The organism is Streptomyces sp. NPDC050674, from assembly GCF_040654575.1.
Lineage (GTDB): Bacteria > Actinomycetota > Actinomycetes > Streptomycetales > Streptomycetaceae > Streptomyces.
On sequence record NZ_JBFAIG010000001.1, the window covers coordinates 318,457 to 334,360 of the forward strand.

Annotated in this window: 14 protein-coding genes and 1 pseudogene; 5 read left to right on the forward strand and 10 right to left on the reverse strand. The window is 73.2% G+C overall.

What is annotated here, in order from left to right; translation table 11 throughout:
- Positions 1–20 precede the first annotated feature (20 nt).
- Both AB0I06_RS01310 and AB0I06_RS01315 read right to left on the reverse strand, forming a co-directional pair.
- A complete protein-coding gene (locus AB0I06_RS01310) occupies positions 21–2,108 on the reverse strand; it encodes a SpoIIE family protein phosphatase (protein WP_363116648.1) in 2,088 nt (695 codons plus the stop codon).
- A 77-nt stretch (positions 2,109–2,185) separates the two neighbouring features.
- Entirely contained in the window at positions 2,186–3,364 is a 1,179-nt protein-coding gene (locus AB0I06_RS01315) for a DUF6777 domain-containing protein (RefSeq protein WP_363116649.1), read from the reverse strand.
- Between the two features lie 145 nt (positions 3,365–3,509).
- Here AB0I06_RS01315 and AB0I06_RS01320 point away from each other — a divergent pair, with 145 nt between their 5' ends.
- Entirely contained in the window at positions 3,510–4,931 is a 1,422-nt protein-coding gene (locus AB0I06_RS01320; protein ID WP_363116650.1) for a lipase maturation factor family protein, read from the forward strand.
- Positions 4,932–4,938: 7 nt separating this feature from the next.
- Here AB0I06_RS01320 and AB0I06_RS01325 read toward each other — a convergent pair.
- The 4 genes and pseudogenes from AB0I06_RS01325 to AB0I06_RS01340 form a co-directional block, all read right to left on the reverse strand.
- Positions 4,939–5,286, reverse strand: a pseudogene (locus AB0I06_RS01325) (amidohydrolase family protein); the annotation flags it as partial.
- Positions 5,283–6,269: an aldo/keto reductase gene (locus tag AB0I06_RS01330; protein WP_363116651.1), complete on the reverse strand. Its 987-nt coding sequence runs from the start codon at positions 6,267–6,269 to the stop codon at positions 5,283–5,285. The gene AB0I06_RS01330 and the pseudogene AB0I06_RS01325, both read right to left, overlap by 4 nt.
- Complete coding sequence (locus AB0I06_RS01335; RefSeq protein WP_363116652.1) at positions 6,266–7,021, reverse strand: SDR family oxidoreductase; 756 nt, start codon at positions 7,019–7,021, stop codon at positions 6,266–6,268. The genes AB0I06_RS01330 and AB0I06_RS01335 overlap by 4 nt, the downstream gene beginning before the upstream one ends.
- Entirely contained in the window at positions 7,022–8,350 is a 1,329-nt protein-coding gene (locus AB0I06_RS01340; protein WP_363116653.1) for an L-fuconate dehydratase, read from the reverse strand.
- 328 nt (positions 8,351–8,678) lie between these two features.
- Between AB0I06_RS01340 and AB0I06_RS01345 the strand changes: the two genes are divergently transcribed.
- Complete coding sequence (locus tag AB0I06_RS01345) at positions 8,679–9,383, forward strand: FadR/GntR family transcriptional regulator (protein WP_363116654.1); 705 nt, start codon at positions 8,679–8,681, stop codon at positions 9,381–9,383.
- A 28-nt stretch (positions 9,384–9,411) separates the two neighbouring features.
- Here AB0I06_RS01345 and AB0I06_RS01350 read toward each other — a convergent pair whose 3' ends face one another.
- Entirely contained in the window at positions 9,412–9,885 is a 474-nt protein-coding gene (locus tag AB0I06_RS01350) for a carboxymuconolactone decarboxylase family protein (RefSeq protein WP_363116655.1), read from the reverse strand.
- 172 nt (positions 9,886–10,057) lie between these two features.
- Here AB0I06_RS01350 and AB0I06_RS01355 point away from each other — a divergent pair, with 172 nt between their 5' ends.
- From AB0I06_RS01355 to AB0I06_RS01365, 3 genes are all read left to right on the forward strand, one after another.
- Positions 10,058–11,080, forward strand: a complete 1,023-nt coding sequence (locus tag AB0I06_RS01355; RefSeq protein ID WP_363116656.1) for a prolyl oligopeptidase family serine peptidase — start codon at positions 10,058–10,060, stop codon at positions 11,078–11,080.
- Positions 11,081–11,200: 120 nt separating this feature from the next.
- Positions 11,201–12,544, forward strand: coding sequence for an amidase family protein (locus AB0I06_RS01360; protein WP_363116657.1), 1,344 nt, complete (start codon positions 11,201–11,203; stop codon positions 12,542–12,544).
- Between the two features lie 211 nt (positions 12,545–12,755).
- Positions 12,756–13,175, forward strand: a complete 420-nt coding sequence (locus tag AB0I06_RS01365) for a VOC family protein (protein WP_363116658.1) — start codon at positions 12,756–12,758, stop codon at positions 13,173–13,175.
- A 21-nt stretch (positions 13,176–13,196) separates the two neighbouring features.
- On the opposite strand, the gene AB0I06_RS01370 is transcribed toward AB0I06_RS01365, so the two are convergent.
- The 3 genes from AB0I06_RS01370 to AB0I06_RS01380 form a co-directional block, all read right to left on the reverse strand.
- Entirely contained in the window at positions 13,197–13,679 is a 483-nt protein-coding gene (locus tag AB0I06_RS01370) for a GNAT family N-acetyltransferase (protein ID WP_363116659.1), read from the reverse strand.
- A gap of 54 nt (positions 13,680–13,733) precedes the next feature.
- Complete coding sequence (locus AB0I06_RS01375; protein WP_102913158.1) at positions 13,734–13,907, reverse strand: hypothetical protein; 174 nt, start codon at positions 13,905–13,907, stop codon at positions 13,734–13,736.
- 433 nt (positions 13,908–14,340) lie between these two features.
- Positions 14,341–15,843 (reverse strand): SDR family NAD(P)-dependent oxidoreductase, encoded by a 1,503-nt coding sequence (locus AB0I06_RS01380; RefSeq protein ID WP_363116660.1) that lies wholly within the window; start codon positions 15,841–15,843, stop codon positions 14,341–14,343.
- Positions 15,844–15,904 lie beyond the last annotated feature (61 nt).

The window sequence follows — 15,904 nt, forward strand, 5'->3', positions numbered from 1 at the left end:
TTCCAGAGTGCCACGCGGGGTCAGTCCTGGCCGGGCACGACGAACTCGCACCACACCGCCTTGCCGCCGCCCCGGGCCTCCACGCCCCACACGTCGGTGAGCAGCTCGACCAGGAGCAGGCCCCGCCCGGAGACGCCCGACTCGCCCGCCTCGCGGCGGCGCGGCAGGGCGCTGGAGGAGTCCTCCACTTCGACGCGCAGGCGGCGCCGGGAGCCGGTGAAGGCCCGCAGCGTCACGACCGCGGAGCCCTCGGTGTGCATCAGGGCATTGGTGATCAGCTCGTCGGCGACCAGTTCGATCTCGTCGGCGCGATCGCCCGCTCCCCAGGCGGCGACCGCGGTGCGGATCATCCGCCGGGCCTCGGTCAGGGCCGCCGGGTCGCCGGGGGCGACGTGCTGCTGGAGCCGGCGGCCGGACTGCGGGTGGTCGGGGCCGCGGCGGCGCAGCAGGAGCAGGGCCACGTCGTCGTCGCCGCAGCGTTCGGCGGCCACGTCGATCAGCCGGTCGGCGAGCTCCCGTACGTCGTCGGGGCCGGTTTCGACGAGCGCGCCCAGGGTGCGCATGCCGTCGTCGAGATCGGCGCCGGGCTGCTCCACCAGGCCGTCGGTGCACAGCAGCAGGGTGTCGCCCGGGTCGAGCTCTATGGCGCCGACCGGGTATTCGAGACGGCCGAACTCGGCGGACAGCCCGAGCGGCAGCCCGCCCGGGACGGTGACGCGGCGGCAGGAGCCGTCGGTGTGGCGCACCAGCGGGTCGATGTGGCCGGCCCGGACCATCTGGAGCACGCCCGTGGACAGGTCGGCCTCGGCGTAGAGGCAGGTCGCCGAGCGGTCGGTATCGAGTTCGTGCAGGAAGACGGAGGCCCGGGCCATGACGGTGGCCGGGGGATGGCCCTCGGCGGCGTAGGCGCGCAGCACGATGCGCAACTGGCCCATGACGGCGGCCGCGTGGGTGTCGTGGCCCTGGACGTCGCCGATGACGGCGCCGACCCGGCCGCCGGGCAGGGGGATCAGGTCGTACCAGTCGCCGCCGATGTCCCGGCCGACGGGGCCGCCGATGGTGGCGGCGCGGTAGCGGACGGCGACGTCGGCGCCCGGCACGCTCGGGATGGTCCGGGGCAGCATGGCCTGCTGGAGTCCCTGCGCGAGGTCCATCTCCTGTTCGAAGAACATGGCCCGTTGCAGGCTCTGGGCGATGCTGCTGCCGAGGGCGACGAGGATGTTGCGCTCCTCGGGGGTGAAGCCGTACCGGTCGCTGTAGAGCAGGCCCATCGCGCCGATCGGCCGGGCCTGGACGATGAGCGGCAGATAGGCGGCCGAGGTGATGTCGAGGCCGGTGATGTGGGGCCACAGGACCGGGTAGCGCTCGGCGAACTCCTGCGGCGACTCGATGAAGCACGGGCCGAGCGTGCGCACGGCCTCGCTCATCGGGTAGGGCTCGTCGATCCCCGTGACGCGGGTGCCGGGCACGAAGCTGTCCGTGGGGCCCTCGGCGACCAGGCGGATGCGGCCGGCCTCGACCAGGCCCATGACGAGGCTGGTGGCGCCGAGGTGAACGAGGCCGTGGGTGTCCTTGAGGACGTCGATGACGTCCTGGACGGTGCGGGCGTGGGCGAGGGCGGCCGTGGTGAGTTCGACGACGCTGGTCTGCTCCCGGCGGGCCTCGTCCTTGGCGGCCTGGTCGCGGCGGGCGTCGCTCTCGCCGAGCTCCTGGGTGGCGTCCCGGACGATGCCGATGATGCGGCGCGGGCGTCCGGTGTCGTCGCGCCGGATGTAGCCCTGGGTGTGGGTCCAGCGCAGGGTGCCGTCGCGGCGGCGGACGCGGAAGTAGGCGCCGTAGTTCTCGCTGCCGTTCTTCAGCGCCTGGGAGACCGCGGTGTCCAGGCGCCGGGACTCGTCGGGCGGCACGCGCTTGGCGAGGGTCTCGGGATGGTCGTCGTACTCGTCGGGGCGCACGTCGAAGATGTCGTGGGCCTGGGCGTCCATCTGCATCAGGCCGGTGTCCAGATCCCAGTCGAAGCTGCCCATCCGGTTGAGCGCGAGGATCGGGTCCGGGTGGGCGGGCCAGTCGTCCGGGAGGGAAAGGGCGTTCGCTCCCCGATCAGCCATGGGCCCACCTTGCCAGGATTCGTCCGATTCTTCGACCGGATGTGCCGAGTGTACGGGCCGCCCCGCCGGAGCGGCCCTCAGTCACCGAAGACGCCTGTGGGGCCGCCGGGGATGCGTTCGGCGGCCCGGTCGTCGGGGATCAGCCCGGCTCCGTCGGGCGGATCGGGGTCGTCCGGGACGGCCGCGGGGCCCACCTCCTCGGGGTCGTCAGGGTCCTCCGGGGCGGCCGGCTCGTCGGGAAGCGGGACGGTCTCCTCGGGCGGGGGCAGGGCCGCCTGCGTGTTCGTGTCCGCTGCCGGGCGGCTGGGGGCGGCGGGGATGTCACGAGGGGCGGAGCCACCCGGGTCGGGGGCCGGTTCCGCGAACGGATCCCTTTCGGGCGAGACCTGGGGCCGGGTCGGGGTGGGCGGTGGGGGCGGCTCCGGGGTGCCCGTCGCCCGGGCCGGTGACGGCAGGGCCCGGTCGTGGCGTACGTCGTGGCCGGTACGACGCTCGATCCAGGCCCGGGCGACGATGTCGACGATCGTGAAACCGGTGACGGCCCGAGGGGCGGGCGTCACGACCATCACGTCACCTGGCCGGTAGCCGGGCCAGGGGGTGCCCCGGGTGACCGGCGTGCCGCGCGGCGCCGTCGGAGGGCGCAGCGGGTTGCCGCAGGCGCAGCGCACGCGCGGCACGCCCCGGTCGTCGACCAGGACGGCGGTACCGGCCTGGAGGACGGACTGGTGACGGGTGACGCGTCCGGCCCGCAGCCCGTGGCCGGTGACGCGGGTGTCGGCGCGCAGCACGACCGGGGTCAGCGCACGGATGTAGTCGGGGACGGCCGCCGGGGAGACGCCCACGACCCGGGCGAAGGCACGGCGCCCCACCCGGTCGCGGGTGAGGTGGCCGATCTGCCGGCCGATGTCACAGCTGCCGGTGCGCTCGGTGCCGCCGTACAGGCCGGGTGTCGCGCCGGACAGGGAACGCGGCCCGCTCCGGGCGGCGAGGGCCCGATCGGTGCCGCTCGGCGTTCGCGGGGCGGTGGACGGGGTAGCCGCCGTGAGGGCCGTGGAGTCCGTGAAGGGGTCGGGCCCCGGAGCGGCGGCCGGCTGGAGGAGGAGTTCCTCCCGGGCGCCCGCGCCGCCGCGGGCGGTGGCGTCGCCGCGCCCGGTGATGTCGCCGCGCCCGGTGATGTCGTTGCCGCCGCAGCCGGAGAGGAGGAGCACCGTCACGAGGGCGCAGGTCGGAACGAGGGTCCCGGTGGGTGTCCGCACCTCGTCCTCCCGCTCACCTCGGCCCTTTTCGGCCCCTGCGTCACTATTGTTTGCTTCGCTCACTCGGGTCACGCAACCGGAAGCGCCGGTACACGCTGCGTGACGACCGGGCCGGGCGCCGCACCGGAAGGAGGACCGCACGGCCGTGGACTGGTTCACCACGTCCGGCTACTGGCTGACCCGGCTGGTCTTCCAGCGGGCGCTGGCCGCCGTGTACCTCGTGGCCTTCTTGACGGCGGCCCTTCAGTTCCGGGCCCTGATCGGGCGGCGCGGCATGCTGCCGGTGCCGCGGTTCGTCGAGCGGGTGCCGTTCAAGCGGGCGCCGAGCCTGTTCCAGCTGCACTACTCGGACGGCTTCTTCGCGCTGTGCGCGTGGGCGGGCTGCGCCGTGTCGGCGGCGCTGCTGGCCGGAGTGGACTCGCTGCTGCCGTTGTGGGGCGCCATGCTGCTGTGGCTGGTGCCATGGGTGCTGTACCTGTCGATCGTGAACGTCGGGCAGACCTGGTACTCGTTCGGCTGGGAGTCGCTGCTGCTGGAGGTCGGGTTCCTCGCCGTGTTCCTCGGCAACGACGAGGTGGCGCCGCCGGTCGTGGTGCTGTTCCTGCTGCGCTGGATCCTGTTCCGGGTGGAGTTCGGGGCAGGGCTGATCAAGATGCGCGGCGACGCGTGCTGGCGGAGGCTCACCTGTCTGGACCACCATCACGAGACGCAGCCGATGCCGGGCCCGCTGAGCTGGTTCTTCCATCACCTGCCCAAGCCCCTGCACCGCGTCGAGGTGGCCGCCAACCACGTCACCCAGCTCGTGGTGCCGTTCGCGCTGTTCACCCCGCAGCCCGTCGCGACGGCCGCCGCGTCGTTGATGATCGTCACCCAGCTGTGGCTGGTGCTGTCGGGCAACTTCGCCTGGCTGAACTGGATCACGATCGTGCTGGCACTGTCGGCGGTGCGCTTCCCGGCCGATCCACCGGACCTGCCCGGCGCGCCCCTCTGGTACGTCGTCGTGGTGCTCGCGGTGTCGGCGCTGCTGGCCGGCCTCAGCCACCGGCCGGTCCGCAACATGCTCTCCCGCCGCCAGGTCATGAACCGCTCCTTCGACCCGCTCCACCTGGTCAACACCTACGGGGCGTTCGGCAGCGTGAGCCGGGTGCGCTACGAGGTGGTGGTGGAGGGCACGGCCGACGAGGTGCCACGCGCGGAGTCGGGCTGGCGGGAGTACGAGTTCAAGGGCAAGCCGGGCGATCCGCGGCGCTGGCCGCGCCAGTTCGCGCCCTACCATCTGCGCCTCGACTGGCTGATGTGGTTCGCCGCCCTCTCCCCCGCCTACGCCGAGCCCTGGTTCGGGGCGCTGGTGGAACGGCTGCTGGAGAACGACCGCGCCACCCTCAAGCTGCTGCGCCGCTCACCGTTCCCGCCGGACCGACCCCCGACGTACGTGCGCGCCCGTCTGTTCCGCTACCGCTACACGACGTGGCGTGAGCTGCGGGAGACGGGCGCGTGCTGGGAGCGGACGTACGTCAGGCAATTCCTGCCGCCGACGCGGCTGGCGAAGCCGGTTCACAGGCCGTAGACGCGGGGGGTTCGCCCTGGACCTGGTGGCGGATGCCCTTGAGGTACCGGCCGCCGGGGAGGGCGCGCAGGCGGGCGAGTTCGTCGGCGACGTCGGGGCGGGTGAGGTCGGTCCAGCCGACGACCCCCGCGATCAGGTCGTGCTCGTCGGCCAGGGCCAGGAACTCGGGGGTCTCCTCGGCCACGGTGACGGTCTGGACGAGCACCGTGCGGTCCACCCCGGCGGCCCTCGCCTCGGGTTCGAGGTGCTCCATGGTGAAGTCGCGGCGCAGGGGCGCGAGTTCGGGGCCGGTGAGCCAGTCCTGGTCCCGGACGGACAGGTCCCAGACGTGGTGGTGGGCGTCGACCGCGGTCATGACGGCTCCTCGCGGGGTACCGGGGCGTCGTCGGGCAGCAGGCCCCCGGCGCGCAGGTCCCGCCAGAACCCGTCGGGCACCCGGGCGGCGAACTGGTGGGCGCAGTCGCGCACTTCGTGCGCGGAGCGGGTGCCGACGAGGACACTGGCGACGGCCGGGTGGGCGGCGCAGAAGGCCAGGGCGGCGGCGCGCAGCGTGGTGCCGTGCCGGTCGGCGACCGACTTCAGGCGCAGGGCGCGCTCGACGAGGTCGGAGGGGGCGACGGTGTAGTTGTACCTGGCCCCGGGCTCGGGGTTGGCCAGCAGGCCGGAGTTGAAGGCGCCGCCGATCACGACGGACGTGCCGCGTTCGTGGGCCGCGGGCAGCAGGTCGGTGAGGGCGCTCTGGTCGAGCAGGGTGTAGCGGCCGGCGCACAGCACCACGTCGACGTCGGTGTCGCGGACGAAGCGGGTGAGCATCTCCGCCTGGTTCATCCCGGCGCCGATCGCGCCGACGACACCCTCGGAACGCAGGCGCTCCAGCGCCGGGTAGCCCTCCCGGAAGGCCGCCTCGGCGTGCTCGTCGGGGTCGTGGAGGTAGACGACATCGACCCGGTCCAGGCCGAGGCGTTCCAGGCTGGACTCCAGGGTGCGGCGGATGCCGTCGGCGGTGAAGTCCCATACGCGACGGTGGGTCGCGGGCACGGCGAAGCCGTCCGCCAGGTCGTCGCCGGAGCCGTCCGAGGGCTCCAGGCGGCGGCCCACCTTGGTGGAGATCGTGTACCGGTCGCGCGGGTGGGCGCGCAGGGCGGCACCGAGGCGGCGTTCGGACAGGCCGAGGCCGTAGTGCGGGGCGGTGTCGAAGTAGCGGATGCCGCGCTGCCAGGCGGCCTCCACGGCGTCGTGGGCCTGCCGCTCACCGACCTCGGTGTACAGGTTGCCGATGGCGGCGGCGCCGAAGGACAGGGCGCTGACCGCGACTTCGCTGCGGCCGAGCCGGTTCACCGGGCCACCGGGCGCAGTCGCAGGCCCTGCATGCCGCCGTCGACGGCGAGCGCGGTGCCTGTGGTGGCGCCGGACAGGGGGCTCGCCAGGTAGGCGACGGCGCCCGCGACCTCGGCCGCCGAGACGAGCCGGCCGGTGGGCTGGCGGGCCTCCAGGGCGGCCCGTTCGGCGGCCGGGTCGGGCGCGGCGTCGAGGAGGCGGCCTACCCACGGGGTGTCGACCGTGCCCGGGTTGACGCAGTTGACGCGGATGCCCTCGCGGACGTGGTCGGCGGCCATGGCCAGGGTGAGGGAGTACACCGCGCCCTTGGTCGCGCTGTACAGGGCGCGCTGCGGCAGGCCGGCGGTGGCGGCGACGGAGCAGGTGTTGACGATGGCGGCGTGCGCGGAGGCGCGCAGGTGGGGCAGGCAGGCGCGGGTGGTGCGGACCATGCCGACGACGTTGACGTCGTAGACCTGGTGCCATTCGTCGTCGGGGTTGTCCTCGACGGTGCCCTGGGCGCCGATGCCGGCGTTGTTGATCAGCACGTCCAGTCCGCCGAGGCCGGCGACCGCGGCCGCGACGGCCTCGCGCACGGACGTGTCGTCGGTGACGTCCGCGCGGTGGCCGGTCAGCGGCTCGCCGACCGGCGAGGGGTCGAGGTCGAGGACGGCGACGCGGGCGCCGCGTTCGGCCAGGAGCTCGGCGGTGGCCCGGCCGATGCCGGAGGCGCCGCCCGTCACCAGGGCTCTGAGGCCCTCGAAGTCGCTCATTCAGTGCTCCTTCACGAGGTCGGCGGCCCAGAACGCGCCGCCCGGGTAGCTGTAGCGCGCGAGCGACTCGGGCCGCATGGCCGCCGAGAAGCCCGGCGCGGTGGGTGCCGTGTAGTGACCTTCCCGGATCACCACCGGGTCGAGGAAGTGGTCGTGCAGATGGTCGACGTATTCGATGACGCGGTTCTCGGTGGTGCCGGTGAGGGCCACGTAGTCGAACATCGACAGGTGCTGGACGAGTTCGCACAGGCCGACGCCGCCCGCGTGCGGGCACACCGGTACGCCGAACTTGGCCGCGAGCAGCAGGATCGCGAGGTTCTCGGGGACGCCGCCGACCCGGGCCGCGTCGATCTGCACGATGTCGAGCGCGCCGGCCTGGAGGAGCTGTTTGAAGACGATCCGGTTCTGCACGTGTTCGCCGGTGGCGACCTTCACGGGGGCGACGGCCCGGCGGATCGCCGCGTGGCCGAGGATGTCGTCGGGGCTGGTGGGCTCCTCGATCCAGTAGGGGTCGAACTCGGCGAGGGCCCTGGTCCAGCGGATCGCCTCACCTACGTCCCAGCGCTGGTTGGCGTCGACGGCCATGCGCACGTCCGGGCCGATGACCGAGCGCGCCACGCGGCAGCGGCGGATGTCGTCGTCGAGGTCGGCGCCTACCTTGAGCTTGATCTGCCGGAATCCGTCGGCGACGGCCCGGGCGGCGAGCCGGGTGAGTTTCCCGTCGTCGTAGCCGAGCCAGCCGGGCGACGTGGTGTAGGCGGGGTAGCCGGTCTCCAGCAGGCGGGCCGTGCGCTCCTCGGCGCCCTGCCGGCCCCGGCGCAGCATGGTCAGGGCCTCCTCGGGGGTGAGGGCGTCGGTCAGGTAGCGGAAGTCGATCTGGCGGACCAGCCATTCGGGTTCGGCCTCGGCGAGCAGCCGCCACAGCGGCAGGCAGGCGCGTTTGGCGGCCAGGTCCCACACGGCGTTGACGACGGCGCCGATCGCCATGTGCATCACGCCCTTCTCGGGTCCGAGCCAGCGCAGCTGGCTGTCGCCGATCAGGTCGCGGTCGAGGGTGGAGGGGTCGGCGCACAGCGCGTCGAGGTCGCGGCCGACCAGGTGCCCGCGCAGCGCCTCGATCGCGGCGACCTGCACCTCGTTGCCCCGCCCGATGGTGAAGGCGAATCCGTGCCCCTCGTGCCCGTCGGCCGCGTCCGTGCGCAGGACGACGTAGGCCGCCGAGTAGTCGGGATCCGGGTTCATCGCGTCGGAGCCGTCGAGTTCGCGCGAGGTGGGGAAGCGGATGTCGTGGGTGTCGACCGCGGTGATGCGGGCGGGCGTCGGGGACACGGAGGGCCTTTCGGGCGGAGGCGCGGCGGGGAGGTCGGTCCTGGGCGGGGCCGGTGATGCCCCGGGCGTGCCGCGGGCGGCGAGCAGCGGGGGTTCCGGCGGCCGGCGCACCCGCGCCGGGGCCCGTGACTGGTCCGGTCTCCGCCCTGTGCTTCCGGGCATCCCAGGGGGCTCCCTCCGACCGGTGGTCCAGCAGATGTCCGCATACCTATCAGACCAGTCGCCCGCCAGAACACCCTCCGGCAGCGGATTGCCCCATCTGCGGTCCGGAGTGGTCCGACCACCTGGCTGGTTAGACTGCGCCGGAGCTCGTGATCGGAGGAACGGCGTGGACGACGGAACAGCCCCGCGGAAGGGCACCGTGACGCAGCGCGCCATCGAGCGGATCAAGGCGATGATCGGCGAGGGCCTGCTCGAGCCCGGCCAGCGGTTGCCGACCGAGCGCGATCTGGCCGTCCAGCTCGGCATCTCGCGCAGTTCGATGCGGGAGGCGATCCGCGCGCTCACGGTCCTGGGCGTACTGGAGGCCCGGCACGGCTCGGGCATCTACGTCACCCGGCTGGAGGCCGGCGATCTGCTGGAGACCTTCGGCGTCGTGGCCGACCTCTCGCGCGGCCCGCAAGTGGTCGAACTGCTGGAGATCCGGCGGGTCCTGGAGTCGACGGCGACGGCCCTGGCCGCCGCGCGGATCACCGCGGACCAGCTGGCCGAGGTGGAGAAGCACCTGGCGGCCATGAACGCCACGGACGATCCCGAGGAGATCCTCGCCCACGACCTGGCCTTCCACCGGGAGATCGCGGCCGCCGCCGGCAACGAGACGATGGCCGCGATCCTGGAGGGCCTGTCGTCGCGGACGTTCCGCGCCCGCGTCTGGCGCGGCTACCAGGAGGAGGGCGCCTTCGCCCGCACCCGCCGCGAGCACGCGGCCATCCACCGTGCCCTGGCGGCCCGCGACCCGGAGGCGGCCCGCACGGCGGCGGCCACGCACGTGGGTGAGGTCGAGCAGTGGCTGCGGGCACGACTCGGGCCCTAGGAAATCCCCAGGGCCCGGTACCGCGCGGCTACTTGAACTGGCCGGGCTGATAGTCGCCCGCCGGCTGCTGGAGTATGACGTTCAGCCGGTTCGCGGTGTTCATGAAGGCGATCAGGGTCACCAGCGCCATGAGCTGTTCCTCGTCGTAGTGCTTGGCGGCCCGCTCCCACACCTCGTCCGGCACCCCGCCGGCGCCGTCGGCGATCCGGGTGCCCTGCTCGGCCAGTTCCAGGGCGGCGCGCTCGGCCTCCGTGAAGACCGTGGCCTCCCGCCACCCCGCGACCAGGTGGAGCCGTACGGCGCTCTCGCCCGCGGCGGCGGCCTCCTTGGTGTGCATGTCGAGGCAGACCGCGCACCCGTTGATCTGGCTCACGCGCAGCGAGACCAGTTCCCGGGTGGCGGCCGGCAGCGGTGACTCCGCCACCAGCCGCCCGACGGCGGAGAACTGCTTGACGAGCTTGCTCGCGCTCGGGCTGCCGAAGATGTCCAGTCGTGCGCTCATGGTGAGCTCCTCTGCCCTTGTCGGTGCGTACACCCCTATGAGGCAGCGGCCCCTCACGATGTGACATGGACGAATGTGACCTGCGTCTCCCCCCGGCAGCTCGGCGGAGGCGCGGGGCCAGGACCGGGCCCGGCCTGTTCATCCCGTACCCGGCGGGGTCACACTGGGCCGTATGCGGCTTCGGGGCATCGCCTGCGCGGCCGCCGGAGTGTTGCTGGCTCTCGCCACGGGCTGCACCGGCGGTGCCGGGGACGCCGTGCCCGCGACCTCCACGGCATCGGCCCGGGCCGACGGGGCCGGTCCCCGCACCGCCTCCCCCACCCCGGCCGACCCCGTCTCCCTCCAGGCCCTGATGCGGCGCGATCACACGGGCTCCGGCCTGCGCCTGGGCACGGTGCTCGACCGCACCTCCGCCTACACCCGCTACGCCGTCACCTACGAGGCGAACGGCCTGACGATCTCGGGGATCATGAACATCCCCGAGGGCGAGGGCCCCTTCCCGGCGCTGGTGCTGGCCCACGGTTACATCGACCCGGACGTCTACTTCAGCGGCCAGGGCATGCCCCGCGAGCAGGACCGTCTGGCCCGGCGCGGCTACGTCGTCCTGCACACCGACTACCGCAACCACGCCCGCTCCGACAAGGACCCGGACAACGACGTGAACCTGCGCCTCGGGTACACCGAGGACGTCATCGGGGCCGCTCTGGCCCTGCGCGATGCCGGGCGGCCCGAGATCGACGGCGACCGCATCGGGCTGTTCGGGCGCTCCATGGGCGGCGGAGTCGTGTACAACACGCTGGTCGTGGCACCGGGCCTGTTCGACGCGGCGGTGGCGTACGCCCCGGTCAGCGCGCGGCCGGAGGAGAACATCGACCACTTCCAGCGGCCCGACGGCGACCCCGTGGTGGCCGAGATCGAGGCCGAGCACGGCACGCCCGAGGCGAACCCCGCCTTCTGGCGCGGTGTCACGCCCCTCAGCCACCTCGACCGTGTCACCGAGCCGCTGCTGATCCAGCACGGCACCGCGGACGACACCTGCCCGCCGGCCTGGTCCCGGGAGGCCGCCGCCGCCTTCGCCAAGGCGGGCAAGGACGTCGAGCTGCGCAGCCTCCCCGGCGAGGGGCACACCTTCGGGGCGAAGTGGGCGTCCTCGATGGACGTCACCGAGGCCTTCCTCGCGCGGCATCTGCGCTGAGCCCGCACCGCGGCGAAGCACGCAAGCGGTCGGCGATCTCGACGCGCGGTCCCCACCCGGTGCACAGTTCTCCCTACGTACTCGTCAGTAAGTCCGTCCTCTCCCCTCCGAGGAGCCGCTGTGACCACCTGGGCCGGCCGCACCGCCGCCGAGATATCCGCCGCCGTACGCGAGAAGCGGGTCACGCCACGCGAGGTGGTCGCCGAGCACCTCGCCCGGATCGAGCGGCTCGACGGCCGGGTCGGAGCCTTCCGCACGGTGCGCGCCGAGGCGGCCCTGGCCGAGGCCGACGAGGTGGCGGCACGCGGCGACTTCGCCGAACTGCCGCTGGCCGGGGTGCCCGTGGCCGTCAAGGACAACCTCGCCGTGCGCGGCGAGTCCCGGCGGATCGGCTCGGCGGCCACACCGGACACACCCGCCCCGCGGGACCATGTGACGGTGGCCCGGCTGCGAGCCGCCGGCGCGGTGGTCGTGGGGCTGACGAACGTCCCCGAACTGTGTGTCTTCGGCACGACGGACGGCGTACTGGGCACCGCCCGCAATCCCTGGGACCCCACGCGTTCGGCGGGCGGTTCGTCGGGCGGCAGCGCGGCGGCGGTCGCCGCCGGGATGGTGCCGATCGCCCTCGGCAACGACGGCATGGGCTCCCTGCGCATACCGGCCGCCAACTGCGGTCTCGTCACCATCAAGCCGGGGCAGGGAGTGGTCCCGGCCGGCGACGGGGACAGCACCTGGTTCGGCATGGCGGAGAACGGGCCGCTCGCCACGACCGTCGAGGACGCCCGGCTGATGTTCTCGGTCCTCGCCGGCCTCGCACCCGCCCCCGTGTCCGCGCCCGGTGTCCTCAAGGTCGCTCTGTCGCTGCGCAGTCCGCTGGCCGGCGTCACCGTCAGCCGCCCGTACGCGGCGGCCGCCCGGGACGCGGCCGGGCTGCTGATGCGGGCCGGCCACCAGGTGCGGCGCGCCGACCCGCCCTACCCGATGTCCCTCGCCACGACCTCCCTGGCCCACTGGACGGCGGGCACCGCCGCGGACGCCCGGCCGCTTCAGACCGGGCTGCTGACGCGCCGCACCCGTGTCCACGCCCGGCTCGGCCGGCCCTTCCTGCGCACCGCCGCATCCGGCACGAGCCGGGACCGGCTGCGCCGGCGGCTCGAGCCGTTCTTCGCCGAGCACGACGTGCTGCTCACACCGGCGCTCGCCCGCCGTTCCCCGAAGGCCGGGCCCTGGCACGAGCGGGGCTGGCTGGCCAACGTGCTGGTGAACACGGCCTATTCGCCGCTGACGCCCCCGTGGAACCTGACCGGCTGGCCGGCCATGTCCGTGCCCTGCGGGACGCTCCCCTCCGGGGCGCCGTGCGCCGTCCAGCTGGTGGGCCGCCCGGGTACGGAGTCCCAACTCCTGGAGGTGGCAGAGCAGCTGGAGGAACGAAACCCGTGGCAGCGGACGGCGCCCATGGACTAAGGTCGGCCGGGTGACTGCCGGGTCGGCCGTAGGCCATGCACGAGTGAGGCGCCCGGCCTCGGCGTGAGCGCGGCGGGGGTGACCCCGCCCGGACCCGCCCGAGAGCCGGACAGGGCACGCGCCCCGCCTCTCGTCTCCGTGTCTTCCTTCTTTCCCGCGCCCCTCAGCGGCGCCTCATCACGGACCACGAGACCCGGAGACGAACCCACGCATGTCCCTCATCCCGCACGCCCCCGAAGCGCCGGCCACGATCGCCCACCTGAACCACACCGCCGTCTACGCCCGCGACCGCCGGCTGTCGGCGGAGTTCCTCGCGGCCGTCCTGGGTCTGCGGGTGGGCGCCCCCTTCGGCCCCTTCCTGCCCGTCGACCTGGGCAACGGCGTGACCCTCGACTACTACGAGAAGACCGACGAGCCGATCCAGTCGCAGCACTACGCGTTCCTCGTGCCGGAGGAGCAGTTCGACGGCATGATCGGCCGCCTGGAGGCGCTCGGCGTCACCTACTACGCCGACCCGAACCACACCCGGCCCGGCCAGGTCAACGACCTCTTCGGCGGCCGCGGCGCCTACTTCGCCGACCCGGACGGCCACAACATGGAGATCATGACCCGCCCGTACGCCCGGCCCTGACCGCCATGACCGCCCGGACGGTCACAGGGCGCGGTACATGATGTGCAGTCCCACCCGGCCGTGCCGGGGGTGGTCGAACGCGTCGGGCACGGTGCCGAGGATCGTGAAGCCGAGGGAGGTCCACAGCCGCACGGCCGGGTTGGTCTCGACGACGGCGTTGAACACCATGCCCCGGTAGCCCGCGGCCCGGGCCTCGGTCAGCAGGTGTTCGGCGAGGGCCCGGCCGTAGCCCCGGCCACCCCGGCCGGGGTCGACCATGAACCCGGCGTTGGCGATACGGGCCGCGGGGCCACCGTAGTTGGGGGTGAGATAGGCGGAGGCGACCACGGCGCCGCTGTCGTCCTCGACGACGTACACACGCTTCACGGGATTCATCCACAGGACCCGGGCCTCCTCCTCGGAGGTACCCGGGTCCCAGGCGTAGGTCTCACCCGCGGCGACGATGCGGTGCCAGAACGGCCAGATGCGAGGCCAGTCGTCAGGCGTCGCTTCCCTGATCAGCATGATCGTGAGTCTGGCACGTCCATGCGCCGCGATCGCGGTGGGGGCTGCCCGCTGTCAGTCGACGCTGGGCAGGATGTGGGGCTCCGCGAGGTCCTCCTCGTAGCCCGCCAGGCGGATCGGGGCCGAACGGGCCCACACGTCGAGGCTGCCGAGCTCGTCGACCCGTCGGCCGGCGCGCTCGCCGCGTTCCTTGGGGCGCTGATCGCGATTCGTCTTCTCCGGTGTCACCGCGCACTCCTTATGTGTCGGTCACCCTCGGGACGTACGCGCCGGTCCTGCTGCGCCTGACGCCCGCTCGGGCCTCTATGTCACTTGCAGTTCGGACGCGGTGGCGCCGGTCGACTCACGGGAGAGCCCGTGGTGTACCGGCTGGTCCCATGACGGACGTGGGTGTGGGTAGGACCCCGTGGTGCTGTCCGTCCGCATCAGACTAACCAGATGAGCGGGGCCCCGCTCGATGGGGCTGAAAACGGCCGGTAACGATCCCGCGTCATCTGCGGTTCAACTCGGGTTTCCACGCGGGTTTGTAGGCAGAAGCCCCTTTTGCGAATCACCCGAACGGCGTACGTCGGCGACGGCGCTTTCCAGCCGGTCGCGCCGTTGACGAGCCGTGGCCGAGCCCGGGTGGCTCGGCTCACGGCCCGTCACGTGGGGCGCGTGACTACCACTTCCCGGGCGCGTAGTCCTTCATGAAGACCCCGTACAGGTCCTCCCCCGCCTCGCCCCGCACGATCGGGTCGTAGACGCGGGCCGCGCCGTCGATCAGGTCGAGCGGCGCGTGGAAGCCGGCCTCGGCGAGGCGCAGCTTGTCGTAGTGCGGCCGTTCGTCGGTGATCCAGCCCGTGTCGACCGAGGTCATCAGGATGCCGTCGGTCTGGAACATCTCCTGGGCGCTGGTGCGCGTGACCATGTTCATCGCGGCCTTCGCGGCGTTCGTGTTGGGGTGGCCCGCGCCCTTGTAGCCCCGTCCGAAGACGCCCTCCATCGCCGAGACGTTCACGACGTACGCGCGTTTGCTCTCCGCCTTCCTGGCGGCCTCGGCCATCGCCGGACGCAGCTTGCTGATCAGGATGAAGGGCGCCGTGTAGTTGCACAGCTGCGTCTCCAGCAGCTCCACGGGGGAGATCTGCTCGATCGTCTGCACCCAGGTGTTGGAGTCGACCACGTCGGGCACCAGCCCGCCCGCGTCGATCGCCGTGCCGGCGAGGTGCCGTTCGACGCTGGCGTTGCCGGCGACCAGGGCGAGGTCGGCGACCTGCTGGGCGTCGAGACCGCTCGTGCCGAGGGGCAGCGCGGCGAGGCCGTCCACCGCACCGGAGTTGAAGGCGCCGATGACGTGGTGGGCGGGCAGCTCACCGGCGGGCAGCGGCGCGCTCTCGCCCTCGACCAGCGCGGCGTAGGCGGAGGGCAGACGGCGCACGGTCTGCGTCGCGTTGTTGACGAGGATGTCCAGCGGTCCCGCTTCGGCGACCTGCTCGGCCAGGGCCACGGCCTGGGCCGGGTCGCGCAGGTCGATGCCGACGACCTCCAGGCGGTGCAGCCAGTCCGCGGAGTCGTCCATGGCCTTGAAGCGGCGGATGGCGTCCTTCGGGAAGCGCGTGGTGATCGTGGTGTGGGCACCGTCGCGCAGCAGCCTCAGCGCGATGTACATGCCGATCTTGGCCCGGCCGCCGGTGAGCAGGGCACGCTTGCCGGTGAGGTCGGCGCGGACGTCGCGCTTCTCGCGGTTCATGCGGGCGCAGTCCGGACAGAGCTGGTGGTAGAAGTAGTCGACTTCCACGTAGCGGGTCTTGCAGGTGTAGCAGGACCGCGGGCGCTGGAGTATCCCCGCGATCCGGCCCTCCTCGGTGCGCGAGGAGGGCAGCAGACCCTCGGTCTCGTCGTCGATGCGCTGGGCGGACCCGGTCGCCGTGGCCTCCGTGACCGCCTTGTCGTGGGCGGTCTTGGCGGCCCGGCGCTCCTGGCGGCGGCGCTGCTTGACCGTGCGGTAGATCCCGGCCGTGGCCCGGCGCACCGCGATGGCGTCCGGGTGGTCGACCTCCAGCTTGTCGAGCTCCTCGAGCACGCTGAGGCAGACGGCCAGCCGCTCCGGGTCGATGCCGGGTCCGTGCGAGTGCCCGCTCGCCTCGTCCATGGCCTGCGGGCCGTCCTCTGTCACCGTCATCGCCGCTGTCGTTCCCTGCTCTGCCGTCGCGGCGCGCCGGTCGCGCCCGCTTTCGAACGGC

What these genes read in the sequence shown, in the direction of transcription:
- AB0I06_RS01355 (WP_363116656.1), top strand. Translation starts at nt 10,058, where the DNA reads ATGCGGCTTCGGGGCATCGCCTGCGCGGCCGCCGGAGTGTTGCTGGCT.
- AB0I06_RS01380 (WP_363116660.1), bottom strand. Translation starts at nt 15,843, where the DNA reads ATGACGGTGACAGAGGACGGCCCGCAGGCCATGGACGAGGCGAGCGGG.
- AB0I06_RS01370 (WP_363116659.1), bottom strand. Translation starts at nt 13,679, where the DNA reads ATGCTGATCAGGGAAGCGACGCCTGACGACTGGCCTCGCATCTGGCCG.
- AB0I06_RS01365 (WP_363116658.1), top strand. Translation starts at nt 12,756, where the DNA reads ATGTCCCTCATCCCGCACGCCCCCGAAGCGCCGGCCACGATCGCCCAC.
- AB0I06_RS01335 (WP_363116652.1), bottom strand. Translation starts at nt 7,021, where the DNA reads ATGAGCGACTTCGAGGGCCTCAGAGCCCTGGTGACGGGCGGCGCCTCC.
- AB0I06_RS01310 (WP_363116648.1), bottom strand. Translation starts at nt 2,108, where the DNA reads ATGGCTGATCGGGGAGCGAACGCCCTTTCCCTCCCGGACGACTGGCCC.
- AB0I06_RS01350 (WP_363116655.1), bottom strand. Translation starts at nt 9,885, where the DNA reads ATGAGCGCACGACTGGACATCTTCGGCAGCCCGAGCGCGAGCAAGCTC.